The 23,208-nt window shown below is 43.1% G+C and carries 21 protein-coding genes; 10 read left to right on the forward strand and 11 right to left on the reverse strand.

What is annotated here, in order from left to right; translation table 11 throughout:
* Nucleotides 1–31: 31 nt before the first annotated feature.
* From flhA to pssA, 3 genes are all read right to left on the reverse strand, one after another.
* On the reverse strand, nt 32–2,131 hold the full coding sequence (gene flhA, locus FM019_RS19095) for a flagellar biosynthesis protein FlhA (protein WP_143837643.1): 2,100 nt from the start codon (nt 2,129–2,131) through the stop codon (nt 32–34).
* Between the two features lie 173 nt (nt 2,132–2,304).
* Nucleotides 2,305–2,883 (reverse strand): PEP-CTERM sorting domain-containing protein, encoded by a 579-nt coding sequence (locus tag FM019_RS19100; protein WP_143837645.1) that lies wholly within the window; start codon nt 2,881–2,883, stop codon nt 2,305–2,307.
* 208 nt (nt 2,884–3,091) lie between these two features.
* A complete protein-coding gene (pssA, locus tag FM019_RS19105; RefSeq protein WP_143837647.1) occupies nt 3,092–3,910 on the reverse strand; it encodes a CDP-diacylglycerol--serine O-phosphatidyltransferase in 819 nt (272 codons plus the stop codon).
* A gap of 296 nt (nt 3,911–4,206) precedes the next feature.
* Between pssA and xdp1 the strand changes: the two genes are divergently transcribed.
* Entirely contained in the window at nt 4,207–5,019 is an 813-nt protein-coding gene (gene xdp1, locus FM019_RS19110) for an exosortase-dependent surface protein XDP1 (protein WP_143837648.1), read from the forward strand.
* Nucleotides 5,020–5,226: 207 nt separating this feature from the next.
* The gene (gene prsT, locus FM019_RS19115; protein WP_143837650.1) at nt 5,227–8,010 is read left to right on the forward strand and encodes an XrtA/PEP-CTERM system TPR-repeat protein PrsT; all 2,784 of its coding nucleotides are present in this window, start codon (nt 5,227–5,229) and stop codon (nt 8,008–8,010) included.
* Nucleotides 8,011–8,085: 75 nt separating this feature from the next.
* Here prsT and clpB read toward each other — a convergent pair whose 3' ends face one another.
* The 3 genes from clpB to rluD form a co-directional block, all read right to left on the reverse strand.
* A complete protein-coding gene (clpB, locus tag FM019_RS19120) occupies nt 8,086–10,659 on the reverse strand; it encodes an ATP-dependent chaperone ClpB (protein ID WP_143837652.1) in 2,574 nt (857 codons plus the stop codon).
* Nucleotides 10,660–10,902: 243 nt separating this feature from the next.
* On the reverse strand, nt 10,903–11,658 hold the full coding sequence (gene pgeF / locus FM019_RS19125) for a peptidoglycan editing factor PgeF (RefSeq protein WP_143837654.1): 756 nt from the start codon (nt 11,656–11,658) through the stop codon (nt 10,903–10,905).
* A complete protein-coding gene (rluD, locus tag FM019_RS19130) occupies nt 11,651–12,634 on the reverse strand; it encodes a 23S rRNA pseudouridine(1911/1915/1917) synthase RluD (RefSeq protein WP_143837655.1) in 984 nt (327 codons plus the stop codon). Before rluD ends, pgeF begins: the two co-directional genes overlap by 8 nt.
* Before the next feature lie 152 nt (nt 12,635–12,786).
* Here rluD and FM019_RS19135 point away from each other — a divergent pair, with 152 nt between their 5' ends.
* Nucleotides 12,787–13,554 carry an outer membrane protein assembly factor BamD gene (locus FM019_RS19135; protein ID WP_143837657.1) on the forward strand — a complete coding sequence of 256 codons (768 nt, stop codon included), beginning with the start codon at nt 12,787–12,789 and terminating at the stop codon, nt 13,552–13,554.
* 86 nt (nt 13,555–13,640) lie between these two features.
* Here the strand turns inward: FM019_RS19135 and FM019_RS19140 are convergent, their stop codons facing one another.
* The 3 genes from FM019_RS19140 to FM019_RS19150 are packed head-to-tail and all read right to left on the reverse strand — an operon-like array spanning nt 13,641 to nt 15,544.
* Entirely contained in the window at nt 13,641–14,297 is a 657-nt protein-coding gene (locus FM019_RS19140) for a ChrR family anti-sigma-E factor (RefSeq protein WP_143837659.1), read from the reverse strand.
* Nucleotides 14,290–14,904: a sigma-70 family RNA polymerase sigma factor gene (locus tag FM019_RS19145; RefSeq protein WP_143837661.1), complete on the reverse strand. Its 615-nt coding sequence runs from the start codon at nt 14,902–14,904 to the stop codon at nt 14,290–14,292. The genes FM019_RS19140 and FM019_RS19145 overlap by 8 nt, the downstream gene beginning before the upstream one ends.
* 58 nt (nt 14,905–14,962) lie before the next feature.
* Complete coding sequence (locus FM019_RS19150) at nt 14,963–15,544, reverse strand: LON peptidase substrate-binding domain-containing protein (protein ID WP_260681677.1); 582 nt, start codon at nt 15,542–15,544, stop codon at nt 14,963–14,965.
* A 150-nt stretch (nt 15,545–15,694) separates the two neighbouring features.
* On the opposite strand from FM019_RS19150, the gene FM019_RS19155 reads away from it, so the two are divergent.
* The 7 genes from FM019_RS19155 to FM019_RS19185 all read left to right on the forward strand — a co-directional run bounded on the left by FM019_RS19155 (nt 15,695) and on the right by FM019_RS19185 (nt 21,178).
* The gene (locus tag FM019_RS19155; RefSeq protein ID WP_143837665.1) at nt 15,695–16,114 is read left to right on the forward strand and encodes a nuclear transport factor 2 family protein; all 420 of its coding nucleotides are present in this window, start codon (nt 15,695–15,697) and stop codon (nt 16,112–16,114) included.
* The gene (locus tag FM019_RS19160; RefSeq protein WP_143837667.1) at nt 16,114–16,833 is read left to right on the forward strand and encodes an SDR family NAD(P)-dependent oxidoreductase; all 720 of its coding nucleotides are present in this window, start codon (nt 16,114–16,116) and stop codon (nt 16,831–16,833) included. The genes FM019_RS19155 and FM019_RS19160 overlap by 1 nt, the downstream gene beginning before the upstream one ends.
* A gap of 8 nt (nt 16,834–16,841) precedes the next feature.
* A complete protein-coding gene (locus FM019_RS19165) occupies nt 16,842–18,116 on the forward strand; it encodes an NAD(P)/FAD-dependent oxidoreductase (protein WP_143837670.1) in 1,275 nt (424 codons plus the stop codon).
* A complete protein-coding gene (locus FM019_RS19170; protein WP_143837814.1) occupies nt 18,116–18,859 on the forward strand; it encodes a DUF1365 domain-containing protein in 744 nt (247 codons plus the stop codon). Before FM019_RS19165 ends, FM019_RS19170 begins: the two co-directional genes overlap by 1 nt.
* Nucleotides 18,849–20,102, forward strand: coding sequence for an SAM-dependent methyltransferase (locus FM019_RS19175; protein ID WP_143837672.1), 1,254 nt, complete (start codon nt 18,849–18,851; stop codon nt 20,100–20,102). Before FM019_RS19170 ends, FM019_RS19175 begins: the two co-directional genes overlap by 11 nt.
* 82 nt (nt 20,103–20,184) lie before the next feature.
* Nucleotides 20,185–20,628, forward strand: a complete 444-nt coding sequence (locus FM019_RS19180) for a chalcone isomerase family protein (protein WP_143837674.1) — start codon at nt 20,185–20,187, stop codon at nt 20,626–20,628.
* A 1-nt stretch (nt 20,629) separates the two neighbouring features.
* The gene (locus FM019_RS19185) at nt 20,630–21,178 is read left to right on the forward strand and encodes a DUF3833 domain-containing protein (RefSeq protein WP_143837676.1); all 549 of its coding nucleotides are present in this window, start codon (nt 20,630–20,632) and stop codon (nt 21,176–21,178) included.
* Nucleotides 21,179–21,272: 94 nt separating this feature from the next.
* Here the strand turns inward: FM019_RS19185 and FM019_RS19190 are convergent, their stop codons facing one another.
* Nucleotides 21,273–22,199: a flagellar motor protein MotB gene (locus tag FM019_RS19190; RefSeq protein WP_143837677.1), complete on the reverse strand. Its 927-nt coding sequence runs from the start codon at nt 22,197–22,199 to the stop codon at nt 21,273–21,275.
* Nucleotides 22,199–22,963 carry a flagellar motor protein PomA gene (pomA, locus tag FM019_RS19195; protein ID WP_143837679.1) on the reverse strand — a complete coding sequence of 255 codons (765 nt, stop codon included), beginning with the start codon at nt 22,961–22,963 and terminating at the stop codon, nt 22,199–22,201. The genes FM019_RS19190 and pomA overlap by 1 nt, the downstream gene beginning before the upstream one ends.
* Between the last annotated feature and the right edge of the window lie 245 nt (nt 22,964–23,208).

The raw sequence follows: 23,208 nt of genomic DNA on the forward strand, positions 1-23,208 counted from the left end.
TGTTTGCTGTGTCATTTTCTTGACCTTTAATCTATTGTCCTACTGCGCTAACAATTCTGATTTGTTTATCGCTAGGAATTTCCTGGTAAGACAGAACATGCAGCCCCATCACCGAATGTTTGAAGAATTTCGATAGTACGGGCCGCAACATACCTGATGTAAGTAGCACTGCAGGCTCACCTTCAAGTTCTCGTTGTTGAGATGCTTCGGTCAGTGAGTTTTGCAATTTCTCTGCTAACCCGGGCTCAATGCCAGCACCATCTTCTCCACCAGCTTGTAATGACTGGTGCAACATTTGTTCCAAATCTGGTGCCAAGGTAATGACCGGCAGTTCGGATTCGTTATTATTAATCTCTTGAACGATAAGACGTTTAAGTGAAATCCGGACGGCTGAAACCAGTACATCTGGGTCTTGAGTTTTGGGGCCATATTCACTTAGGGTTTGCACGATTGTACGCATGTCTCTGATGGGTACTCCCTCATACAACAAGGTCTGCAATACTTTAACTACTGTGCTTAGCGGGAGGATTTCAGGCACTAGTCCCTCAACTAATTTAGGACTACTTTTACCTAACATGTCTAAGAGTTGTTGCACTTCTTCATGACCAAGCAGCTGATAAGCATTGTTAGTCAATAATTGACTCAAATGCGTAGCAACTACAGTGGCAGAATCTACAACGGTATAACCCAAGGTTTGCGCGTGTTCGCGTTGTTGTGGTCTAATCCATATGGCATCTAGCCCAAATGCTGGGTCTCTAGTCGCTTTACCTTCCAAATTACCGAACACCTGCCCAGGATTAATGGCTAATTCGTCATCGTGACTAATTTCAGCATCACCCACGTTCACACCGAGCATGGAAATCGTATAGTTATTGGGGCTGAGATCTAAATTGTCGCGAATGTGCACAGGAGGAATTAAAAACCCGAGTTCTTGCGACAGTTTTTTACGTACGCCTTTAATACGAGTGAGTAATTCACCGCCCTGGGTTTTATCAACAAGCGGAATCAGACGGTAGCCAACTTCCAAGCCAATCGTATCCACGTGCTGTACGTCATCCCAACCGAGTTCTTTGATTTCTGCAGGTTGTTGTGTTTGCTCAGCACTAGGCTCAATGACTTCTGGTAAATTTGCTTGGCGACGAGCTTGCCAGTCATTGAAAAACGCAACGCCACCGACAATGGCACTAAATCCTAAAAATGCCAAATGAGGCATTCCCGGCACTATCCCCATCACAAAGAGTATCCCTGCCGTAACATACAAAGCTTTGCGACTGCCGAGTTGGCGACGCATTTCTTGACCCATCTCTTGCGAATCGTTTTCACGGGTGACAATAATTGCAGTGGCAACGGATAGTAGCAACGAGGGTATTTGTGCAACCAAGCCGTCACCAATAGTCAAAATCGTGTAGATTTCTATCGCTTCGTTAAAGTCCAGATCATGCTGAATTATCCCGATGAACAACCCACCAACAATATTGATCAGCATGATAAACAATCCTGCGATAGCATCACCTTTCACAAATTTTGACGCACCGTCCATTGAGCCGTAGAAGTCGGCTTCGGTAGTAATTTCAACTCGTCTTTTACGAGCCTCGTCTTGGTCAATATAACCGGCGTTCAAATCAGCATCGATTGCCATTTGTTTACCTGGCATTGCATCCAAGGTAAAACGTGCACTCACCTCAGAGATACGGCCGGCACCAGCAGTAACCACTTTAAAATTAATGATCAGTAAGATCGCAAATACTACGATACCGACTGCGTAATTCCCACCGATTACCACTTCACCAAACGCTTGTATGACCTTACCAGCGGCGTCTCCTCCTTCGTGACCTTCAAGTAAAACAATACGCGTTGAGGCAACGTTTAATGCCAAGCGTAAAACGGTGGCTATCAACAGGACTAATGGGAAAATACCGAACTCGACCGGCTTTTTGGTAAAAACAGAGACCAAAATAACCATTAACGATAAAGCAATATTAAAGCTAAATAAGATATCGAGTAGAAACGCTGGCATGGGCAATATCACCATACCCATAATCGCTAACAGGACAAGGGGAGCCCCTACACCATTGGTGAAGTTCTTAACTTGATTTTTATCGATGCGATTAAAATAGCCTGCCAGTTCCATACAACGAATTTTTGACGTTTATTGAGATGTATGGAGGTTTTGCAACAACCGCGCCAAAATAGCGCGCCTTTAATTTGACACCTGAGGATCAATTCATAGTAAAAAGAAAAGACAAAAATAAAAAACCCGGCAAGAGCCGGGCTTTTACTTTCAACATGGTAGAGCGCTATATTTTATTTTGCAGCAACTTTCCTGCGAACTAGCATACCAAGGCCAGCAAGCATTAGGATAAGTGCTGAAGGCTCTGGAACATATGTCACGTTACCAAGACGAGTCTCACCAAATACCACTGGGAAGAAGTCTTCTGACAATTCAAAAAATCCACCAAAGTCTCTATCAGCAATTGCAGTAGCTGTGTATAACAATCCGGCAAAATCGAATTCAAAATCTGAAACGAACAATGCAGCACCCGTAGTGACTGACGTATCATCCAACACTAGCACTGCTAGTGGGAATGGACCTGTCAACAAATCTGCTTCAGTTAAGGTTACAGGGCCAAGGTTGATTTCTAAATCAACATCTTCAGCAAAAATTTCCCCAGCACCGTCTGCATCACGTGTTGCATAGGTAATAGAACCAATCAGTTGGTCCATGCCATCAGTAATTCCTAAACCGTTAGGAAATGCATCAAATTCTGCAACGTCAAGGTAGATATCTTGCTGAATAATTGCACCAGCATTTGCTGACAAAGACATGCCAAGGGTAGTAGCGACCAATCCTGTTGCGAGTAAAACGTTTTTCAAATACTTCATAAGTGGACCTTATTTTTGTTTTATTACTAAGTTTATTTTTTGTTTTTATTATTTTTTCAATCGAGCGATCAGTTTTTAACGTAGCTGATCTCTGCGGAATGATTTAGCAATAACCGTTCCAAAATTTTTATCCCTTTACTATCAACAACTTAAAATATTAGCTTAGTCACTCAGATGAATGATCGTTAAATTTTCTGACAGTGTTATTTTAGGATTCTTTATGCTCAGATTGAGATTCGACATTTTCGTCAATTTTAGTTGTCGCCCCTTCAAACTCACTATCTTCTTCTTCATGATCGCCCACAACATCTTCAAGCCGAACTTTTTCGACACTTCTAAAGGTGTTGACAGGTCCCGCAAGGGCATATAAAGCAAAGACAATGAAAAGAACTAAGGACGGTTCTGTTGCGACAATAATGAAAACTAACATTATCACTAATAACGCAACAAAAGGCACTTTACCGTGCCAGTCCACCTCTTTAAATGAGTTATATTTAAAGTTGCTGACCATCAGTAAACCAGCAAGACCAGTAACAATAGCGACTACAATACCGTAGTCATTGCCGTTTAATCCGTATTCGCCGCCAACCCACACTAATCCGGCTACTAATGCGGCAGCAGCCGGACTTGCAAGTCCTTGGAAAAACCGTTTGTCTGCAGTGCCAAGCTGAGTATTGAATCTTGCCAATCGCAAGGCTGCGCCCGCGACATACACAAATGCTGCCAACCAACCTATTTTACCTAACCCAGTCAACCCCCAATTGTAAGCAACCAGCGCTGGTGCCATGCCAAAAGACACCATATCGGCCATAGAGTCATACTCAGCGCCAAATTCGCTTTGAGTGTTAGTCATCCGAGCGACACGACCATCAAGGCCATCAAACACCATTGCAACAAAAATCGCCACTGCAGCGGCTTCAAAATGACCATTCATTGAAGAAACAACAGCATAGAACCCCGAGAAAAGTCCCGCTGTAGTCAGTAAATTAGGTAATAAATAAATACCTTTGCGTTTCGTTTCAGCCATTTATCCTCCCAAGCTTGTTCGATATAAGATAACACAGGGATACAAATCACGATATTAAATCCATCATGGAAATGATATATTGAAGGTGATTTGCCCATGGGAAAAAAATTAGTCGCCTATCAATAACACTAGTACCAAACACTGTCGAGATACTTTACAACTAGAAATACACCAGTCCCAATCACAATGTCAAAACATTGTTTTTAAATGACTTTATAGCGTAGGCATAGATTTTGCTTTGTTACGAATCAGTAGTCGGCATTGCCGTAGATTATAAGAATACCGGAAAAAGAATTATGTTGAAAAAAGCACTGACAGGCATTTTTGCATTAACGTTAGCAAGTTATGCAAATGCAAGCACCACAACTTTTACGACGCAAAATTGGGATTTTTCGTCTAACAACGTTAGCGTTACTGGCGGTTCTTCAAACTCTCAGATCAATATGTCTGCAGGCGGTGTTAACGTAAAGGTTACTGCATGGTCATCAACGGGTGAAGGAGCGTGTAATTCGGGCCCAGAATGTGGGAATACCTTTCGTAGGGATACTGACCCTTTCATCGAAAGAGCTCAGCTCACAAATTACAGTTCTGGCTTAGGTGCAATTAACGAAGACGAGAGTGACAACTCACCAAACCATGCTATCGATAGTCGCGGTCAAAACAGAGACGAGAAGGATTTTGACATGGTTTTGTTCAGCTTTGATGAAGCAGTCGAATTGACAGCCATCAATATAGGGTGGACAGGCGGCTACGACTCTGATGCAAGCATTCTTGGCTATCAAGGTGGCACAGATTTAGGCAGCACACCATTTAGTGGTAACACTAAGTGGAGCGATTTGCTCAATCAAGGTTGGGATTTCAGACAAGACTCATTCAACATTGGAGTAGGCTCAGAGGCCGTGTCTTCTGGATTCGAATCTAAGTATTGGTTGGTTGGCGTTTATAATCCGGTTTTCGGAGGTTCGGTTAATCACGAAGGAAACGACGTTTTCAAACTTCGCTCAATAAGCACTCAACTCACTCATCGAACTGAGGTTCCTGAACCAGCGACTTTTGCATTATTGTTGGCCGGCGTTGCCGCAGTTTTTCGTCGTAAGACAAAAGCATAAACATATAGATTGTGGAAAAAGACGGTTCGCCGTCTTTTTTTATGCCTGATTTTTCTACTTTTAACGAGCTATGCCAGAAAACTTGCTGTACTTATGAATGCAGCCATCTCCTTTGGTGAATGGTATTTAGCCAGTGTAAAAAATACTGACTTTCATGTATCTTAGAGGTCGCAGTTTGTCCACTATTCCATTTAAGAGAGATTTCACGTGATTAAAGTAGTTAAATCTAGTCTATTAATCGGTTTAACCTTATTTGCTACTGCGTCATTTTCCCAAAGTAGCAGTGAATACTATGAAAGAGCCCTGGCCTCATTTGAAGAACAAGATTTTGAAGCGTCTTATATTCATCTAAAAAATAGCTTACAAAAAGACGAAGATAACTTACCTGCCAAAATTCTAATGGGAAAGGTTTTGTTGATCAGTGGTTATCTGCAAGAATCAGAAGAAGTATTGGAAGAAGCGTTGACCTTAGGAGCTGATCCAAGTCTAGTGGTTGATACCATTGGTAAAGTTTGGTTATTCACCGGTCAAAACGATAAAATTATCGATAGTGATTTTAAAAATCTAACTCCCAAAGCAGCAACAGATTGGCAAATAATTGTTGCTGCAGCCAATCAAAATTTAAGTAATATTGAAGGGGCTCGAGAGGGTTACTTAAAAGCACTAAGGACTGATCCTAATCGCGTTCGAACCCACAATGCTCTCGCTTCATTGGAGTTAAATGAAGGCAATTATGAATTGGCAAAATCTTACTTAGATCAGTCTTTTAAACTGGATGATCAGGATGCACAAACCTGGCGTTTTCTAGGCGATTATTATCTTCGTCAAAAACAAGTTGACCAAGCTATAGAGATCTACCGCACTAGTTATAACTTAGACAATGAAGACCCACTAATAAAACGTTCATTGGTCACCGCCTATCTGCAAAAACAAGATATCAATTCAGCAAAAGAACTGTTAGATGAAATATTGAAGCAGACGCCTGGCGACCCTACAGGCATGTTACTCAAAGCTTGGATATTAGCGAAAAATCAATTGAGTGATGATGCAGCTCGGGAACTGGAAAACTTAAGTGCGCAGTTAGCAGGACTCACAGGCGAAACCTTGCAAGAAGATCCTTCTTTAATCTATGTTAGCGCCCTTTCTGCCTTCGCGTTGCAAAACTACCTGCAAGCAAAAACGCACTTCATTCAATATCTTAACTTTGTTCCAAACAATGTGGAAGCTGTTGCATTGCTCGCACAAACACACGTCAAACTGAACGAACAAAAACTAGCCCTTGAAGCCATGCAAAGGCACGAAAGAGAGTTGATGAAGAATATCGAATCGGCACTATTGCTTGCCGAATTGTATCTCGCCGATAACAAAGCGTTTAAAGCGGTAGAAATTACCTCGAAGCTAAACGAACAATATCCTGACAACCCTAGTGTGGAGCTATTGGAAATTAAAACTCTTGCATCAAGGGGCAAGTTCGACGAGGCAGTCAATAAACTAAATCGTTCGCCTAACGTCAATAACATACGTTTTGTTATTACTCGGGCTCAACTATATATCGATATGGGGAATATACAAGAAGCCAATGAGATTGCTGATAAGTTGCTGGAAGTAGCGCCAGATAACATCGATTTTTTAAACATCAAGGCAGCTATTTTAATCCGTTTGAAACGTTTGGCCGATGCGGAAACGTTTCTCGACAAAGCCCTAGCGATTAACCCTGAGCACTTTGCCGCACGGTTTAATAAAGCAAACTTGCTAAGTTCTCGCGGTCAACATCAAGAAGCGTTAAACATTGTTGATCAGCTCAATCAAATTCGTCCAGACACAGTCAGTGTTTTAACGTTATTAGCACGCAATCAATTTAATGCCGGAATTGTTGACCCCGCCATTGATAATCTACAGCGAGTATTAGAAAAGGATATTGATAATCTCACGGCGTTGGAATTGTTGGCGACAATTTATGCTCAACGCGGTGAACTGGACCGCGCCGTCAGACAACTCAATATAGCGATTAAAACTGAGCCGGAAGAACCTAAATACCAAATGCAAAGGGCTGAGTTATATTTGGCATTAAAACAATTTGATCGTGCGAAACGAGAGCTTCGCAAGATAAAGTCTTTAGTTACAGATGATCCTGTTGGGTTAGTTGAATTGAGTAAAATTCAATTTAGAGCAAGTGAATTGGAAGCGGCCAAACAGAGCATCGCTGAAGCCCATGCAATCCACCCCGACAGCTTATTTTTAACTACGGAATTTGTTCGAGTTCACCTGGCTTCTAATGACTACGTGACCGCCCGTGACATGCTAAACACTTGGCTAACAGGTGACAAACAAGAACCACAATTGCTGGTACTCTCAGGAGATGTCTATTTAGCACAACAAGACAAAGTAAAAGCGGCTCAAGAGTATGCAAAAGCACTGGATGCAGCAAATGGCTACCGTGTAGCACTGGCGAAATATTATCAATTGGCCTCTGAAGGCATAGACGTTGCCGGATTTGAGAAAAGGATTACAAAACTTGTTGCTGAATCTTCACAGGATCATTTCCAGCGTAACTTACTGGCTGACTTTTTTGTTAATCAAGGTCGCATGGATGAAGCGATGCCGCACTACAAGAGATTATTGGAAGTGGATGCCTTACCCAACAAAGCATTTATTTTAAATAACCTGGCAAATATATACGTTAATAAAGACCTAAATAAAGCGGAAGAATACATTAATTTAGCACTTCAAGAAGGTGTTGAAGTTGCCGCAATTTACGATACGCAGGGTTGGATTAAGTCACTCAATGGCAAACATCAGGAAGCGCTCACAATATTGCGTAAAGCTTATGCAATGAATTCCGACGATCCCTCTAACCAATACCATCTTGCCTATACGCTTCATAAACTAGGCAGAAACTCAGAGGCTAAGTCTTCGTTAAATCGAGCCTTATCGACTAGTTATCCCTTCAATGAACGGCAAGACGCCTTATTGCTGATGGAAAAACTATAAACTAATACTTGCCAGTTGATAACAAGCAAATCGCCAGCGATTATATCGCTGGCGTTTTTAGTTGTGATTGCCCGGTTAACTGAGTACTTGTAAAGTTTCCCCATCAGAATCAATCCGAATAGTGCTGTCAGGTTGTAATTCACCTGAAAGCAGTTTCTGCGCAAGTGGGTTCTCAATCTCAGTCTGAATTGCTCTTTTAAGCGGTCTAGCCCCATAAACGGGATCAAAACCTGCTTCAGCAATTTTCTCGAGTGCCTGCTGGGATAATTCCAATTTATATCCTTTTTCATTCAGACGTTGTCGCAAGGACAATAACTGGATTTTTGCAATTGCCTTAATTTGCTCAATTCCAAGTGGATGAAACACGACAGAATCATCGATTCTATTGATAAACTCTGGTCTGAAGTGCTGTCCAACTATATCCATTACGAGCTTTTTCATCTCTTCGTATTGGCTCTCCAGGTGTTTATCTTGGATCACGTCCGAACCAATATTCGAGGTCATGATGACCACCGTATTTTTAAAGTCTACTGTGCGTCCCTGGCCATCGGTCAATCGACCATCATCCAGCACTTGCAAAAGAATGTTGAACACATCGGGATGAGCTTTTTCCACCTCATCTAATAAGATGACCGAATAAGGCTTGCGGCGCACAGCTTCGGTGAGGTAGCCACCTTCTTCGTATCCTACGTAACCAGGAGGCGCGCCGACCAACCTTGCAACGGAGTGTTTCTCCATGAATTCAGACATGTCAATGCGTACCATGGCTTGTTCGGTATCAAACATAAATCCTGCCAACGCCTTACATAGCTCTGTTTTACCAACACCTGTCGGCCCGAGGAACAAGAACGAACCAATCGGCCGACTTGGGTCGGATAAACCTGCACGGGATCGGCGGATTGCATTCGATACTGCACTAACCGCTTCGGATTGCCCCACTACTCTGCTATGGAGCACTTCTTCCATGCGTAGCAGCTTTTCTTTTTCGCCTTCTAGCATTTTACTTACAGGAATACCGGTCCAGCGAGACAGTACATCAGCGATTTCGTTTTCGGTGACTTTATTTTTTACCAGTTGCGTCTCGGTTTGCTCACTCTCTGCGGCCTGTTCCAATTTAAGCTCTAGCTCAGGAATACGGCCATATTGTAACTCTGACATGCGACTCAAATCTGATGCTCTTCGGGCGATTTCCATATCTAGTTTGGCTTGCTCCAGCTCAGATTTTATTGATTGTGTGCCTTGCATCGCCGATTTTTCAGAATTCCAAATTGACTCCAGTTCGCCATATTTAATTTCTGCTTGTTCCCGCTCCAACTCGATAAGCTCGAGCCGTTTATGACTCGCATCATCCTTTTCCTTGGCCAATGCCTGCTCTTCGAGTTTCAATTGAATGATTCGGCGTTCCAACCTGTCCATATCTTCAGGTTTGGAATCCATTTGTAACCTAATGCTAGAGGCCGCTTCATCAATCAGATCAATGGCTTTATCTGGCAACTGACGATCCGATATATATCGATGGGACAAGGATGCTGCAGCGACGATAGCCGGATCAGTTATATCAACGGAATGATGAAGCTCATAACGCTCTTTTAAACCGCGAAGTATCGCGATGGTATCTTCAACGCTAGGTTGATCCACTTGGACTTTTTGAAAACGACGCTCAAGTGCCGCATCTTTTTCGATGTATTGACGATATTCATCCAGAGTTGTTGCACCAACGCAGTGAAGTTCCCCTCTGGCTAACGCTGGTTTGAGCATGTTCCCGGCGTCCATGGCGCCTTCACCTTTACCAGCGCCGACCATGGTATGCAACTCATCGATAAACAGTATGACCCTGCCCTCTTCTTTAGACAGTTCATTGAGCACGGCTTTGAGGCGCTCTTCAAATTCACCACGGAATTTTGCCCCGGCAACCAAAGCGCCCATATCCAAGGCAAGCACACGTTTGTTTTTGAGTCCTTCTGGTACCTCTGAATTGATAATACGTTGTGCTAATCCTTCGACGATGGCCGTTTTACCCACACCGGGCTCTCCAATTAACACAGGGTTATTTTTGGTGCGTCTTTGTAGAACTTGAATGGTGCGGCGTATCTCTTCGTCCCGTCCGATTACAGGATCTAACTTTCCTTGCTCAGCGCGCTCTGTGAGATCAGTAGTAAACTTTTCGAGTGCCTGGCGCACATCTTCAGCATTCGGATCCGTGACTTTTTGACCACCACGCATCTTTTCTATGCCCTTTTCGACTACTTCTTGGGTGATACCCAGTTGTTTGAAGATTTCACCTAATTTGCCTTTGTCTTCAACCGCGGCAAGCACAAAAATTTCCGAACTGATATATTCGTCTTTGCGTTTTTGCGCAATTTTATCGCTAAGGTTGAGTAAGACAATAGTGTCTTTACTGAGTTGAACATCCCCCCCAATGCCATCTACGCGGGGCAATCGTTCTATGGCCTCAGCCAGAGAAGAGCGCAATGCATTAACGTTAATATTTGCGCTATCTAATAGCGGGCGGATCGAACCTCCTTGCTGATTTAGCAATGCCGTCATCAAATGAACTGGGTCAATGTATTGATGATCTCTTCCTAACGCAATGGATTGTGCGTCAGAGATTGCCATCTGGAATTTACTGGTAAATCTATCTAATCGCATAAATTGTTCCTAAAAAATAACTTAAACAATTAATGGGACCGAAAACCCTTTGATTCAAGATAAAGAGTCAAATCTCTTGATCCAGATTAGATATTGAAGTGACCGTAACGCAAAAAAGAACACTACAATCAACTTAAAATACGCATTTATTTCAATAACTTATCACAACATAGCAATTAAATAGTATTGAGCTATGTCAACAGGGATTGCTTATTCCGAGCAGCGCTTAAAACCCTCCAACACTTAGGGTTTTAAATAAATCCCACTGATAAAGCGGCCAGTATGTGACACGTTATTATTTTGCGCGTGCCGGTGCGAAAAGAAGGCGTTATGCTGTTCAAACGTGCAAATACCACTGTTGATAACATCTGGTACATGCATTGAATGTAAAATAGTTTCAATGATTGCAAACAGACTACATCTAAATTTGCCCGCTTGTTTATCTTCGACAAAGGCTTCGGGATATTGCTCAAACGCTGATTTAACATCTTCACCTACCTGAAAATGCGTTTGGGAAATGTGCGGCCCAACCCAGATTGTCAGTGATTCAGGAGTAACAGGTAGTGCCGTGATTGTATTTTGTATCACACCACTGGCCAACCCCCGCCATCCTGCATGGATAGCGGCGACACAGGAAGCGCTCTGGTCGGCAATCAAGATTGGGGCACAATCGGCCGTTAACACACCGCAAACCGTTGCTTTTTGCGAGGTAAAACTCGCATCTGCCTTAGCCGGTTCCAAACTCAGAAAATAATCGTCAGTGACTTTCACGCAACGACTAGAATGCACTTGATTCAACCAGGCAATGCGTTCACTCATCGGCAAAAACTCTCGATTACTGATAACATCATTTGAGTCATCCCCCACATGTAAGGCCAGATTATTAGAATCATAGGGGGTTTCACTATCGCCCCCGTTACGATTGGAATAAAACGCACACACTCCCTCAGGGAGTTGCCAATGTGGGGTTATAACCGAAGTTGCCAGTTGCTCAGTCATCTGCGATCCCGTGTTCTTTAGTGTCTTCTTGTAATACCGCAAGTAACTCTACCATATCTTCAGGAAGTGGTGCATGCCAACTCATCCATTCTCCAGTAATCGGGTGAAACAACTCAAGTTGAATAGCATGCAACGCTTGGCGCTTAAAGCCGCGCAACATATCTATCATGTTTTCAGAACAGGCTTTCGGCAAGCGAGGGCGCCCTCCATAAAGTACGTCACCTACCAGTGGGTATTTTAAGTGAGACATATGAACTCTAATCTGATGAGTGCGTCCGGATTCCAATTTCAGTCGAATGTGTGTATGAGCTCGAAATTTTTGTTTAACTCGATAATGGGTAACTGCTGGCTTTCCTGTCTCTCTGATTGCCATACTGGTGCGTTTTGTTGGATGCCGCCCGATCGGTGCATCAACAACACCACCTGCAACCATGGTTCCATAGACAACTGCTTCGTATTCACGACTGATCTCTCTGGCTTGCAGACTTTCTACCAGGTGTGTTTGAGCTGGGACCGTTTTTGCAACGACCATGAGTCCGGTAGTGTCTTTGTCTAGTCGATGCACAATGCCAGCTCTGGGTACAGACGCAACTTCCGGAGCATGATTCAACAAAGCGTTTAGCACGGTTCCATCTGCATTGCCGGCACCAGGATGTACCACCAGATCTGCCGGTTTGTTAATGACTAATAAATGTTCGTCCTCGAACACAATATTTAATGAGATGTCTTGGGCTTGATGCTGCTCTTGAATTTCGAGCGATGCATTTATCTCAACAGCTTCGTTGCCTAAAACTTTTTCTCGTGGTTTATCCCAAATTTCTCCATTAATCGAGACTTTTCCGGCCAAAATCCATTCTTTTATGCGAGATCTTGAATAATCGGGGAACAATTGCGCTAATGCTTGATCTAATCGCTTACCCAAAAGACTTTCTGGTATTTCTGCGCTTAGAAGAACAGCTTGTTGGTGGGTTGACATGTAAAAAAGCGTCCTGTCAGTCAATGATGGTGGCAATAAAAAGTGCATCCCTTAGATCCCTAAGGTAGAATGCATCGATAAATTGAATGATAAAAACTTAAGTTTAGCGGATTTTTGTATGCTGCTGAATGCTTATAATGAAAAAGAGTAATATGACACCTAAACATTCATTCTTCAAAATAGCTCTACTCCTATCGGCGGTCACTTTATATGGCTGTTCTACCTCTCCAGATGAGGACGACGCTTTGCTTGCGAATCGCAGTGAAAGTGCTCTATATGAACAAGCTCAGCAAAGCATGGCTCAAGGCAACTTTAATGTAGCGTCAAATATATTGGGGGCGCTTGATTCGCGCTTCCCGTTTGGTCCTCATTCGCACCAGGTGCAGCTAGATCTGATTTATTCCTACTATAAAATTGGTAAAGCCGATGAAGCATTAGCGACGATCGACCGTTTTGTTAGATTGAACCCTAACCATTCTGATGTTGATTACGCTTTGTACATGCGCGGCTTAACCAATATGGATTCTGATAAAAACCTGTTCCAAGAATTGGTAGGAATGGATCGCTCAGATCGAGATCCTTCCCGTTCACGAGAAGCATTTGACGATTTCCGCCGCTTAATTAATAAGTTTCCAAACAGCAAATATGCTGCTGACTCAAAAAAGCGTATGGTTTACATTAAAAATCGCTTAGCCAAATATGAAATTGCCATCGCACGATTTTATATGCGTCGCGAAGCCTTTGTTGCCGCTGCCAATCGGGGAAGATATGTTTTGGAATACTATCCAGATTCAACCGAAATCCAGCGAGCGTTAGAAATTATGGTTGAGTGTTATGATCAACTTGATTTGACCGACTTGAAAAATAACGCACTAAAGACGTTGCGACTCAACTTTCCTGACAGCACCTACTCAGGCTAGTTGTCCTATTTGGCAAATAAAAAAACGCGCTTAATAGCGCGTTTTTTGTTCGAGAAGGTGTGCCACCTCTATGACTTAATTAACCTCTAAAAAAATAGATGGCTAAATGGGTTGAGCAGCCGCGCCACACCTGAAGTGAAGTGTAGTGGTGCGTCGACAATCGAAAACACGAGACAACCTTCAGTAGCTTCAGAATGCGGAGCATGCGTGTTTTGATCGTTCATTAAAATAAAGTCACCTGTATCGTAATGAGAAATCCCGTCACTGAATTCGCCATCGATCACCAGCGTCATCTCATTTCCACGGTGCGTATGCTCTGGAACCGCACCACCTTTTTGCATGTAAATGAAGTTCGCTTTACCGATAGGCCCTAGGTCTACTGGCGCTTGCCAGAGATTTCCGAGTAAGTGCGAAAAGTTGCCGGTCTTATCAACATAGCGACGCAAGGCTCTAGGCACTTTAAATTGACGCCCATCTAACTCAATGGTTTGTTCTTTACGAGATATCGAAAAACTCTCTGCAGCGGGCAAGCGAGTAATGTCTGCGAGCATTGAAGAAAAATCAACGCTGTCATCATACCCTTCCATTGCACTTTCGCTTACCCGAGCCTCTAATAAATCAACTGACCGTCTGCATTGTGGACACATATCACAATGAGCCGAGATGATTAACGACATAGCAGAAGCGCAATTGCCTTCTACGAAATCAATCAACTGTGTCTGAGTGGGGTGAAAATTAATCATGATCTACTAACATCTCTTTCAATCGTTGGAGAGCAAGTCTGGTTCGAGACTTAACAGTTCCAAGGGGAATATCTAGTTCGTCTGCTACTTCCTGTTGAGACTTTCCTTCAACATAAATCGCTTCAATGACGACTTTCTGTTTAGCAGGTAAATTGTTGAACAAGTTGCTGACCTGTTCCAACGTCATCTGCTCATCTAGTGGCACTTCGTTTGCGTCTGCGGTGTGTTCACACAAGACTGGCCACAAATCGTCTGAACAAATGTCTTCTTTGCGATTCTGCTGTTTACGTAGCATGTCGAATCGTATGTTACGAGCTATAGTGAAAATCCACGTCGAGGGTGAACCTTTATCTGCATTGAATAAATGCGCCTTTTGCCAAACATTCGACATGGTGTCTTGAACTAACTCCATTGCCAGCGCTTCATTCCCTATTTGCTTCAGAGCATAAGAGCGCAACCTGGGTGCGAAATAACTAAATATTTTAGAAAACGACCGCTTACAACGCTCTTCAGCGACTGTTGCGAGATACTGAGACATTTCTTGAGCACATTCTTTTGGTTTCGGTGCTTGTGAGCTTTTCGCTTCCAATGGAATTCCGACTAGCATGCGTATCTTTACCTAAATTAGTTCGTTGGTAATTGATACGAAGATTTACGAATACGGATCACTCTACCAGTTGAGACAGGAATTCTAAAGCGATCTGACAATCTTTCTGCTCAAGGAATGCTTGTTTTTGCTCAGCGTTTACCGGTAATAATTCCAACCAGCGATAAATCACCCAGATTGGGTTATTAAATTCTGGTTGTGGATAAAGCGTTTTAACTTCAGGGTATTTGTTGAAAATTTCCTTTAAACGGGAATCCATTGGGGCAATGGCTTGGGGGTTGATTTCACATGTCCAATTTTCTTGCCAGTGGCACTGGCCAATTCGCAAGCCATCTTTATCAGTGTCAATTCTTTCAATTCTGACACAGCGATGGCCTTTCACTTTTATCCCTAGCAAGCCGTCTTCTAACAAGTCAAAATCCTCGACCGTTACGAAAGTACCTACCGGGTAGATATGCTCATTTTGCTCTTTGTCGCCTTGCGAATTTAGCATGCAAATGGCAAAACCAGTTTGGTTGGCACAAGCTTCCTTTATCATCCGAATGTATCGCGGCTCAAAAATCCGCAATGACATTACGCCGCCTGGCAGTATATGTGCCGATAGGGGAAATAATGGTAGTGAGAAAGTGCTGGTTGCCAAAATATGATTCCTAAATTGTTGTTGGTTTAGTTTACGGCACTCACTCATATTTGGATCTAAAGTGCATGACTTTATCTAAGACAAAAAGAAAGATGATCCCAATCCCATATTGCCTTGTAATCTTTGTTATCGGATTTAGGAGAAGGTTTTATGAAATTGATCGAACGATTTGAAGCGTTTTACCGTGACGTTTCTGTTAACTCTTTGCAGCAGCTAAGCGAGATATACAGCGTCGACGCTGTCTTGGCCGACCCCCTTAGCAAACACGAGGGTTTAGATGCCATCAAGGCCTACTTTGAATCCTTGTTAGAAAACACACAAGCATGTGAATGCAATATTGAACACATTTCAGAGCAAGGTGAACATTTTTTTGTTACCTGGAAAATGACAGTTGTGCATCCACAGCTCAATTCCGGTCGTAAGTTTGTTGTAAATGGCGTCAGCCACTTAAAATCGAAAGCGGATAAAATGGTGTTCCATCGAGACTATTATGATTTAGGGGAAATGATTTACGAGCAGATCCCTGTGCTAAAGCACGTGATTAAATCGATAAAACGGAGGGCGGTGTAATGAAGCGGATCCTGATTACAGGCGCGACTTCTGGGATTGGACTCGAGTTGGCAAAATTGTGTGCTAAACGGGGATATAGTGTGATTGCTTGCGGACGCAATCAACAAGCGCTCGAAGAACTAGCTGTGAATGAAAATATCGAGAAGCTCCAGTTCGACGTCACCGACCTTGATGCTGTTAAACAAGCTTTGGGCGAAGTGAAGTGCGATACAGCGGTGCTCAATGCTGGGGTGTGTGAGTATGTCGATATGGATGCGTTTGAGCCACAGATGTTCCAACGGGTTTTTGCCGCAAACTTTTTTGGTGTGGTTAACTGTATTGAGCCTCTCATTGAGGCGTTGCCCCAAGGTGGTCAGTTATTAATTGTGGACAGCCTGGCTCGGCTCCTGCCGTTTACCCGCAGTCAAGCGTATGGTGCAAGTAAAGCTGCAGTACACTACTTAACCAAGAGTTTGCAGGTTGACCTAGCCCACAAGGGAATTACTGTACAAAGTGTTTCACCGGGATTCATCGAAACGCCGTTGACGGATAAAAACGACTTCGAGATGCCGATGAAAATAACCGCACAAGAGGCCGTCGTGGCATTTTTGGATGGTATTGAGAAGCGTGATTCGAGTATTTACTTTCCCAAAATTTTCAGTCTTATTTTACGCTTCCTGTCAATTATGCCAAGTTGGGCTAAAGTAAGTATTAGTAAAAAAATCAAACAAAATCAGTAGGATATTTAATGTCTAAACGGATAGCGATTATAGGTACGGGTATATCGGGCATGACATGCGGATACCTACTGCACAAACAATATGACATCGTATTGTACGAAGCAAATGACTACATCGGCGGCCATACCGCCACAATCGATGTGAAGGTTGACGAAACGGAGTATGCCATTGATACAGGGTTCATAGTCTACAACGACTGGACTTACCCCAACTTTATAAAGCTGCTAGAACAAATAGGTGTGCAAGGACAACCAACTGAGATGAGTTTTAGTGTCAAAAATCTTGCCGAAAATCTAGAGTATAACGGCAACACCATCAACAGCTTGTTTGCACAACGGCGCAATATATTGCGTCCAAAATTTCATCGTATCGTCAGAGATATATTACGCTTCAATAAAATGTGTAAAGCCATATACGCAGACAAATCTGCAATGGAGATCGGCGACGTGACTCTAGGCGAGTTTTTGGCTGAACATCAATTTAGTGAAGACTTTTGTCACAATTACATTCTGCCCATGTGCGCGGCAATTTGGTCAGCCACGTTGGAAGATATTAAAGGCTTCTCACTCGCATTCTTCCTGCAGTTTTTCAATAATCACGGCTTGTTAAATATTACTGACCGACCTCAATGGTACACAATAATCGGTGGTTCTAAACAGTATATTGGTCCGCTAACCGAAGGGTTTAAAGATAAAATTCGATTGAATACGCCTGTACAGTCCGTCGCAAAGCAGGGTGAAAAATATGTAGTAAAAGTAACTTCTAACCAGCAAGATGAACACTTTGATGACGTCATTTTTGCCTGCCACAGTGACCAGGCATTAGCCATGCTCGATGCCCCCACGACAGAACAATCTTCAATTCTTGGTGCCATGCCTTATGCGCCAAATGAAGTCGTTTTACATACCGATACATCAGTATTACCCAAACGAAAATTGGCTTGGGCCAGCTGGAATTATTTATTGAAGGGAGAGCGCGATGAGCAGACAGAGCCCACATCCCTTACCTACAACATGAATATCTTACAAAGGCTGGACGCACCGCATACCTTTTGTGTCACGCTCAATAACACCCATCATATCGACCCAAACAAAATATTAAGGAAATTTGAATACGCGCATCCGCAATTTAGTCTGCAAAGCGCTAAAGCTCAAACACTGCGTGAGGAGATTTGCGGCAAAGAAGGACTGCATTTTTGCGGTGCGTACTGGTACAACGGTTTTCATGAAGATGGCGTGCGCAGTGCATTAGATGTTTGCAAACGCTTTGGAGCACAATTGTGATACAAAGTGCGCTATACGTAGGAAAAGTCTTTCATGCCCGGCATGTTCCGAAAAAACATGCGTTTGATTACAACATTTTTTTATTTTGGCTAAACCTCGACGAACTCGATGACGTCGCAAAAACAGTCAGAGGAATATCTTTTGGTCGCTTTTCACCCGTGCGTTTTAAACGTAGTGATTATTTAGGTGACCCAAATACCCCCTTAAAAGAAGCAGTACTATCTCGGATGAGCGAATTAGCTGGGCAGCAACTCGATGGACAGGTGTTTATGCTTGGACAGCTCAGAATGTTTGGTCTTTATTTCAGCCCAGTCAATTTCTATTATCTGCAACAAGATGATGGGACATATAGTCATTTACTGGCCGAAGTGAGCAATACACCCTGGAACCAGCGACATCATTACTTAGTTGATTTGGCAGAGCAAAAAGATTGTGACAAGGCATTCCACGTGTCCCCGTTTAATCCTTTGGACATGCAGTACCATTGGAAAATAAAACAGCCAAGTCAAAGACTTGCGCTATCTTTAAGTTGCAGTAAAGAAGTCAAACATTTTGAAGCAAGTTTAAATCTTCGTCGAAAAGTACTGAACTCAAATTCTCTTTGGCGCGTAGTATTAAGTATACCAAGCATGACCATTAAAACGGTGATTGGCATATATTGGCAGGCGCTCAAGCTCTTCATTAAAGGCGTCCCGTTTTATGGTCACCCTGGCGATAAGGAAAAAGGCAGCAATGTTAGATAGTGAAAATACCTTAGTACAAACCGAGACATTATCTTGGATAGATCGTACATCGCGCACCATTCTTCTAAAAATATTTAGCCGACTTCCAGAAGGCTTGATGACGATAAAAGAAAACGGTGTGCTGGTTGATCGCTTTGGTGACGCCTCCTCAGAACTTCACGCAGAAATCAACTTTTTAGATTTACGTGCATATCGCAGACTTTTGCTCGGCGGCAGTGTGGCGTCTGGAGAAACTTTTGCCGAAAACATGTGGGAAACACCAAATCTAACGGATGTCATTCGCATTTTTGCACGCAACCTGCCGATGTTAGACAGTTGGGAAGCGAAAATGAGCTGGCTTGCGACACCGCTTCGTCAGATCACGCATCTGAAAAATCGTAATTCCGCCAACCAAGCAAAAAAGAACATTTCAGCACACTACGATTTGGGCAATCGCTTGTATACTCGCTTTCTAGACCCAAGCATGATGTATTCTGCAGCCATTTATCCGGATGTTAATACGTCGCTAGAGGAAGCCCAAAACGCCAAACTTAAAGCGATTTGCGACAAGTTACAGTTGAATGAAAACGACCATTTGATGGAAATTGGTACTGGCTGGGGAGGACTAGCCGTCTATGCGGCAAAACATTATGGTTGCAAAGTGACAACCACGACTATCTCAGAAGAGCAATTCAACTACGCACAAGATTGGGTTGAAAAAGAACGGCTACAACACAAAATCACTTTACTCAAACAGGACTATCGCACGCTTGAAGGAAAATACGACAAGTTAGTGTCCATCGAAATGATTGAGGCCGTCGGCAAACAATATTTGCCAAACTTTTTCGAAAAATGCTCGTCTCTTCTGAAAAAAGATGGATTGATGTTATTGCAGTCCATTACCATCGACGATCGTCGCTTTGAAAGTTACAGCAAAGACGTGGATTTCATCCAAAAACACATATTTCCTGGTGGCTTCTTACCTTCTCAATTTGAGCTTAACCGACATCTGAAACGCTACACTGACATGATGATCCGTGACCTACACGATATTGGATTGGATTATGCTCGAACCCTAGAAGATTGGCACAACCGTTTTTTAGAGAATGTCGACATTCTAATGAAAGATGGCTATGACGATCGCTTCGTACGAATGTGGCGTTACTACTTAAGTTATTGCGAAGGTGGCTTTCTTGAGCGAACCATTAGCACGGTTCAGCTATTAATGAGTAAGCCTGCTTACTACAGCGCTCTGCAAAGATAAAAGATGATGATTTGCAATGAATACGTTGAGTAAGCTCCTTTACACCCTTGCCTTTTTGGCATCATTTATACTGGGAAATGCTATGGCCAGTCCAATTCAGGATCTGCAAAAAGTGGGGAGTGCCAAACTCGAAGTTTTTTTCTTTGATATCTACTATTCCGAGCTGTTTAGCGAAGATGGTCAATATCAGCCAGGCACTTATCCTCTCGCTCTGCAGATCAAGTATCTGAGAGATATCAAGGCAAAAGATCTCATTGAGCGTACTGACAAAGAATGGAAAAAGCTGGGCTACACCGATGAACAAACAAATTCGTGGTTGCACAGACTTGAAGAAATTTGGCCTGACATCAAAGAAGACGACATGTTGACATTGCGTGTCGAAGAAGGCGGAACCAGTGTTTTTTACTTCAACAATGATCCAATTGGTGAAATGGATGACGATAACTTTGGGAAAAGCTTTTTAGCCATTTGGTTAGATGAAGATTGTAGCTATCCCAAATTACGCAAGAAGTTAATAGGTGGATGAAATGAAACGGCTTAGAATTTCTATTTTGGTTGCAACCTGGCTGGGCATTTCTGCCTGTTCCTCTTCATTGGATGATTATCAAAACACCTCTCCCAAATTTGATCTAAAAACCTATTTTTCAGGTGACATTACAGCCTGGGGTATAGTGCAGGACATCTCACAAAAAACGACTCGTCGCTTCTGTGTCGACATTATTGGAACTTGGAATGAAAACCAAGGGACCTTGCATGAAACCTTCTATTTTGCCGATGGTGAGGAACAAATTAGGATTTGGCAGCTGGAAATTGACGCAGACGGCATGGTAACTGGCACTGCAGGCGATGTTGTTGGTACCGCGAGCGGATCGGCCAACGGCATGAGTTTTAATTGGAAATACACCTTAACCGTACCTGTGGATGGTAGTGAGTACGATTTGCATGTCGACGACTGGATGTTCATGATGGACGAGAATCGAATGATGAACCGTTCATACATGAGTAAATTTGGTGTAGATGTAGCTGAGATTTCAATTTTCTTTGATAAAACCTCGCCTGTAAGAAAATGCAAGTGAACTGAATTGGGGGACGTTACCCCAATTCAGGAAACAACGCCCGTTAGCGCCGCTATTTCCTATCCGAGTTTAAAGTTAATCAACCCGATAAGGTTTACTCTTCTACGACCGAAATCGGTTGAGAAAACATCGGTTTGCCTTGATTAATTGTGATTTCGACACGGCGATTTCGACTTCGCTCACTCGCGCTAGTATTGGTCGATAAGGGCGATGTGTCAGCTTTCCCGACCACGCGCATACGTTGTTCATCAAACCCATCGGCTCGGCGTATTTCTTCTGCTACAGCAACAGCTCTTTGAGCTGAAAGATCCCAATTCGATCGATACAGCTCGTTGGAGATCTGTTGGCTATCACTGTGGCCCGATATTTCAATTTCGCCTGGAACGTCGGCAAGCAACTCGCCAATTTGCAAAAGAATGGGGCTGAATTGAGGTTGTAAAAATGCACTTCCGGCTGAAAACGAACCATTTTCACGGATGCGAATAATAATTTGTTGACCCAAAGATTCCATTTCAATCGAACCATCTAAAATTTGGCGTTGCAGCTGCTGCGCGACTTTTTTCATCAGCTCATTGGTCTGCTCTTGACTAGCTTGCTGTTGTGCTGCGGACGACTGATCGGTTGCGGTTTGCTGCGCAGCTCCACCGCGCTGTTCGCCACGTTGCTTTTGACGCCCACCAGCAGAGTCTTCATCACCGGCTTGAAACTCAAGCATTTCTTGAGTCATATCGATAGTTTGTTGCTGGATGTTTTCGATGGGAGTTGGATCTGGGCGACCGGGGCGAAACTCCATGGCAATAACGCTGGTGCCTTTGGGAATATCCTTTACTTCAATTTTGTTTTGCACACCAAAAGCAAATTTCATGGAGCCAGCAATTTGTTTAAATTTCAGCACGTCCATTTCTGAGAATGCTAGCAACAGCACAAAGAAGCACATCAGCAGCGACATTAAATCTGCGAATGTCCCCATCCATGCGGGCAGTCCCTCGGGGGGACATTTAGGGCATTCATCTTCCACGATTACTCGTCCTCTGTTGCTGTGCCGCGCTTATTAGCAGCGAGATAACTCTTCAAAATTCCCTCTATCACTCTAGGGTTTTGACCATCAGCGATACCGATAATTCCGTCAAGTACTAAACTTTGATTTAACTTCTCTTCTTCTGCTCTGTTACTCAATTTTACCGATATTGGCAGGCAAATTACATTGGCGAAAAAAGCACCATAGAGTGTGGTTAAAAGTGCAACCGCCATTGCAGGTCCAATAGCTTTGGGATCGTCCATATTCGATAACATCGCCACCAAACCAATCAGCGTACCTATCATGCCCATCGCCGGAGCAACATCGCCCATTCCTTTATATATCTTCGCTCCAAACTCATGTCGTTCAGTAGTCATTTTGATATCTTTGGCAAGAGTATCGCGCACAACGTCTACATCGTGGCCATCTACCAGCATATCGACGCCTTTTTGCATGAAGGCATTTTCAATTTCCGCTTCTTCTAATGCAAGAAAGCCACCTTTGCGGGCAGCATCAGCCATTTCAACGATTTTTTGAATCAAGTCATCTGGCGCTTCAATTTTGAACATAAAGGCTTTGGCGGCAATTTTTCCTGCACCAAAAAACTGTCCTAGCGTAAATTGTGATAATACAACGAATAAGGTACCGCCAAATACAATCAAGATTGAGGGCACGTTAAGAAACATGCTGATGTCACCACCAAGCACCATGGCCATGACAACGAACCCGATTGCACCAAGCATACCGATAAGGGTTGCTAAATCCACAATGTCCTCCCAAGACGTCGAATACCTAATTAACCGATACGGTCCAATTCTCTCTTTTTAAGGGATTTGGCCGGATAAGTCACTGAATTATTCACTATTATCGGCTATTCAGCCTGATTCTAAAGGATATTATCAACATTCACTGTATCCTTCGAAATAACCATAGCACAACAGCTAGGAGACAAAAGCTTAGATGTAGCTAAAATAGGTTAAGCATTCATCATTATCTGACGTATTGTCCCGGT

Source organism: Aliiglaciecola sp. M165 (assembly GCF_007197995.1).
Lineage (GTDB): Bacteria > Pseudomonadota > Gammaproteobacteria > Enterobacterales > Alteromonadaceae > Aliiglaciecola.

Coding starts and splice junctions, on each gene's coding strand:
- flhA (WP_143837643.1), bottom strand. CDS start 2,131: ATGGAACTGGCAGGCTATTTTAATCGCATCGATAAAAATCAAGTTAAG.
- FM019_RS19100 (WP_143837645.1), bottom strand. CDS start 2,883: ATGAAGTATTTGAAAAACGTTTTACTCGCAACAGGATTGGTCGCTACT.
- pssA (WP_143837647.1), bottom strand. CDS start 3,910: ATGGCTGAAACGAAACGCAAAGGTATTTATTTATTACCTAATTTACTG.
- xdp1 (WP_143837648.1), top strand. CDS start 4,207: ATGTTGAAAAAAGCACTGACAGGCATTTTTGCATTAACGTTAGCAAGT.
- clpB (WP_143837652.1), bottom strand. CDS start 10,659: ATGCGATTAGATAGATTTACCAGTAAATTCCAGATGGCAATCTCTGAC.
- pgeF (WP_143837654.1), bottom strand. CDS start 11,658: ATGACTGAGCAACTGGCAACTTCGGTTATAACCCCACATTGGCAACTC.
- rluD (WP_143837655.1), bottom strand. CDS start 12,634: ATGTCAACCCACCAACAAGCTGTTCTTCTAAGCGCAGAAATACCAGAA.
- FM019_RS19135 (WP_143837657.1), top strand. CDS start 12,787: ATGACACCTAAACATTCATTCTTCAAAATAGCTCTACTCCTATCGGCG.
- FM019_RS19140 (WP_143837659.1), bottom strand. CDS start 14,297: ATGATTAATTTTCACCCCACTCAGACACAGTTGATTGATTTCGTAGAA.
- FM019_RS19145 (WP_143837661.1), bottom strand. CDS start 14,904: ATGCTAGTCGGAATTCCATTGGAAGCGAAAAGCTCACAAGCACCGAAA.
- FM019_RS19155 (WP_143837665.1), top strand. CDS start 15,695: ATGAAATTGATCGAACGATTTGAAGCGTTTTACCGTGACGTTTCTGTT.
- FM019_RS19160 (WP_143837667.1), top strand. CDS start 16,114: ATGAAGCGGATCCTGATTACAGGCGCGACTTCTGGGATTGGACTCGAG.
- FM019_RS19165 (WP_143837670.1), top strand. CDS start 16,842: ATGTCTAAACGGATAGCGATTATAGGTACGGGTATATCGGGCATGACA.
- FM019_RS19175 (WP_143837672.1), top strand. CDS start 18,849: ATGTTAGATAGTGAAAATACCTTAGTACAAACCGAGACATTATCTTGG.
- FM019_RS19180 (WP_143837674.1), top strand. CDS start 20,185: ATGGCCAGTCCAATTCAGGATCTGCAAAAAGTGGGGAGTGCCAAACTC.
- FM019_RS19185 (WP_143837676.1), top strand. CDS start 20,630: ATGAAACGGCTTAGAATTTCTATTTTGGTTGCAACCTGGCTGGGCATT.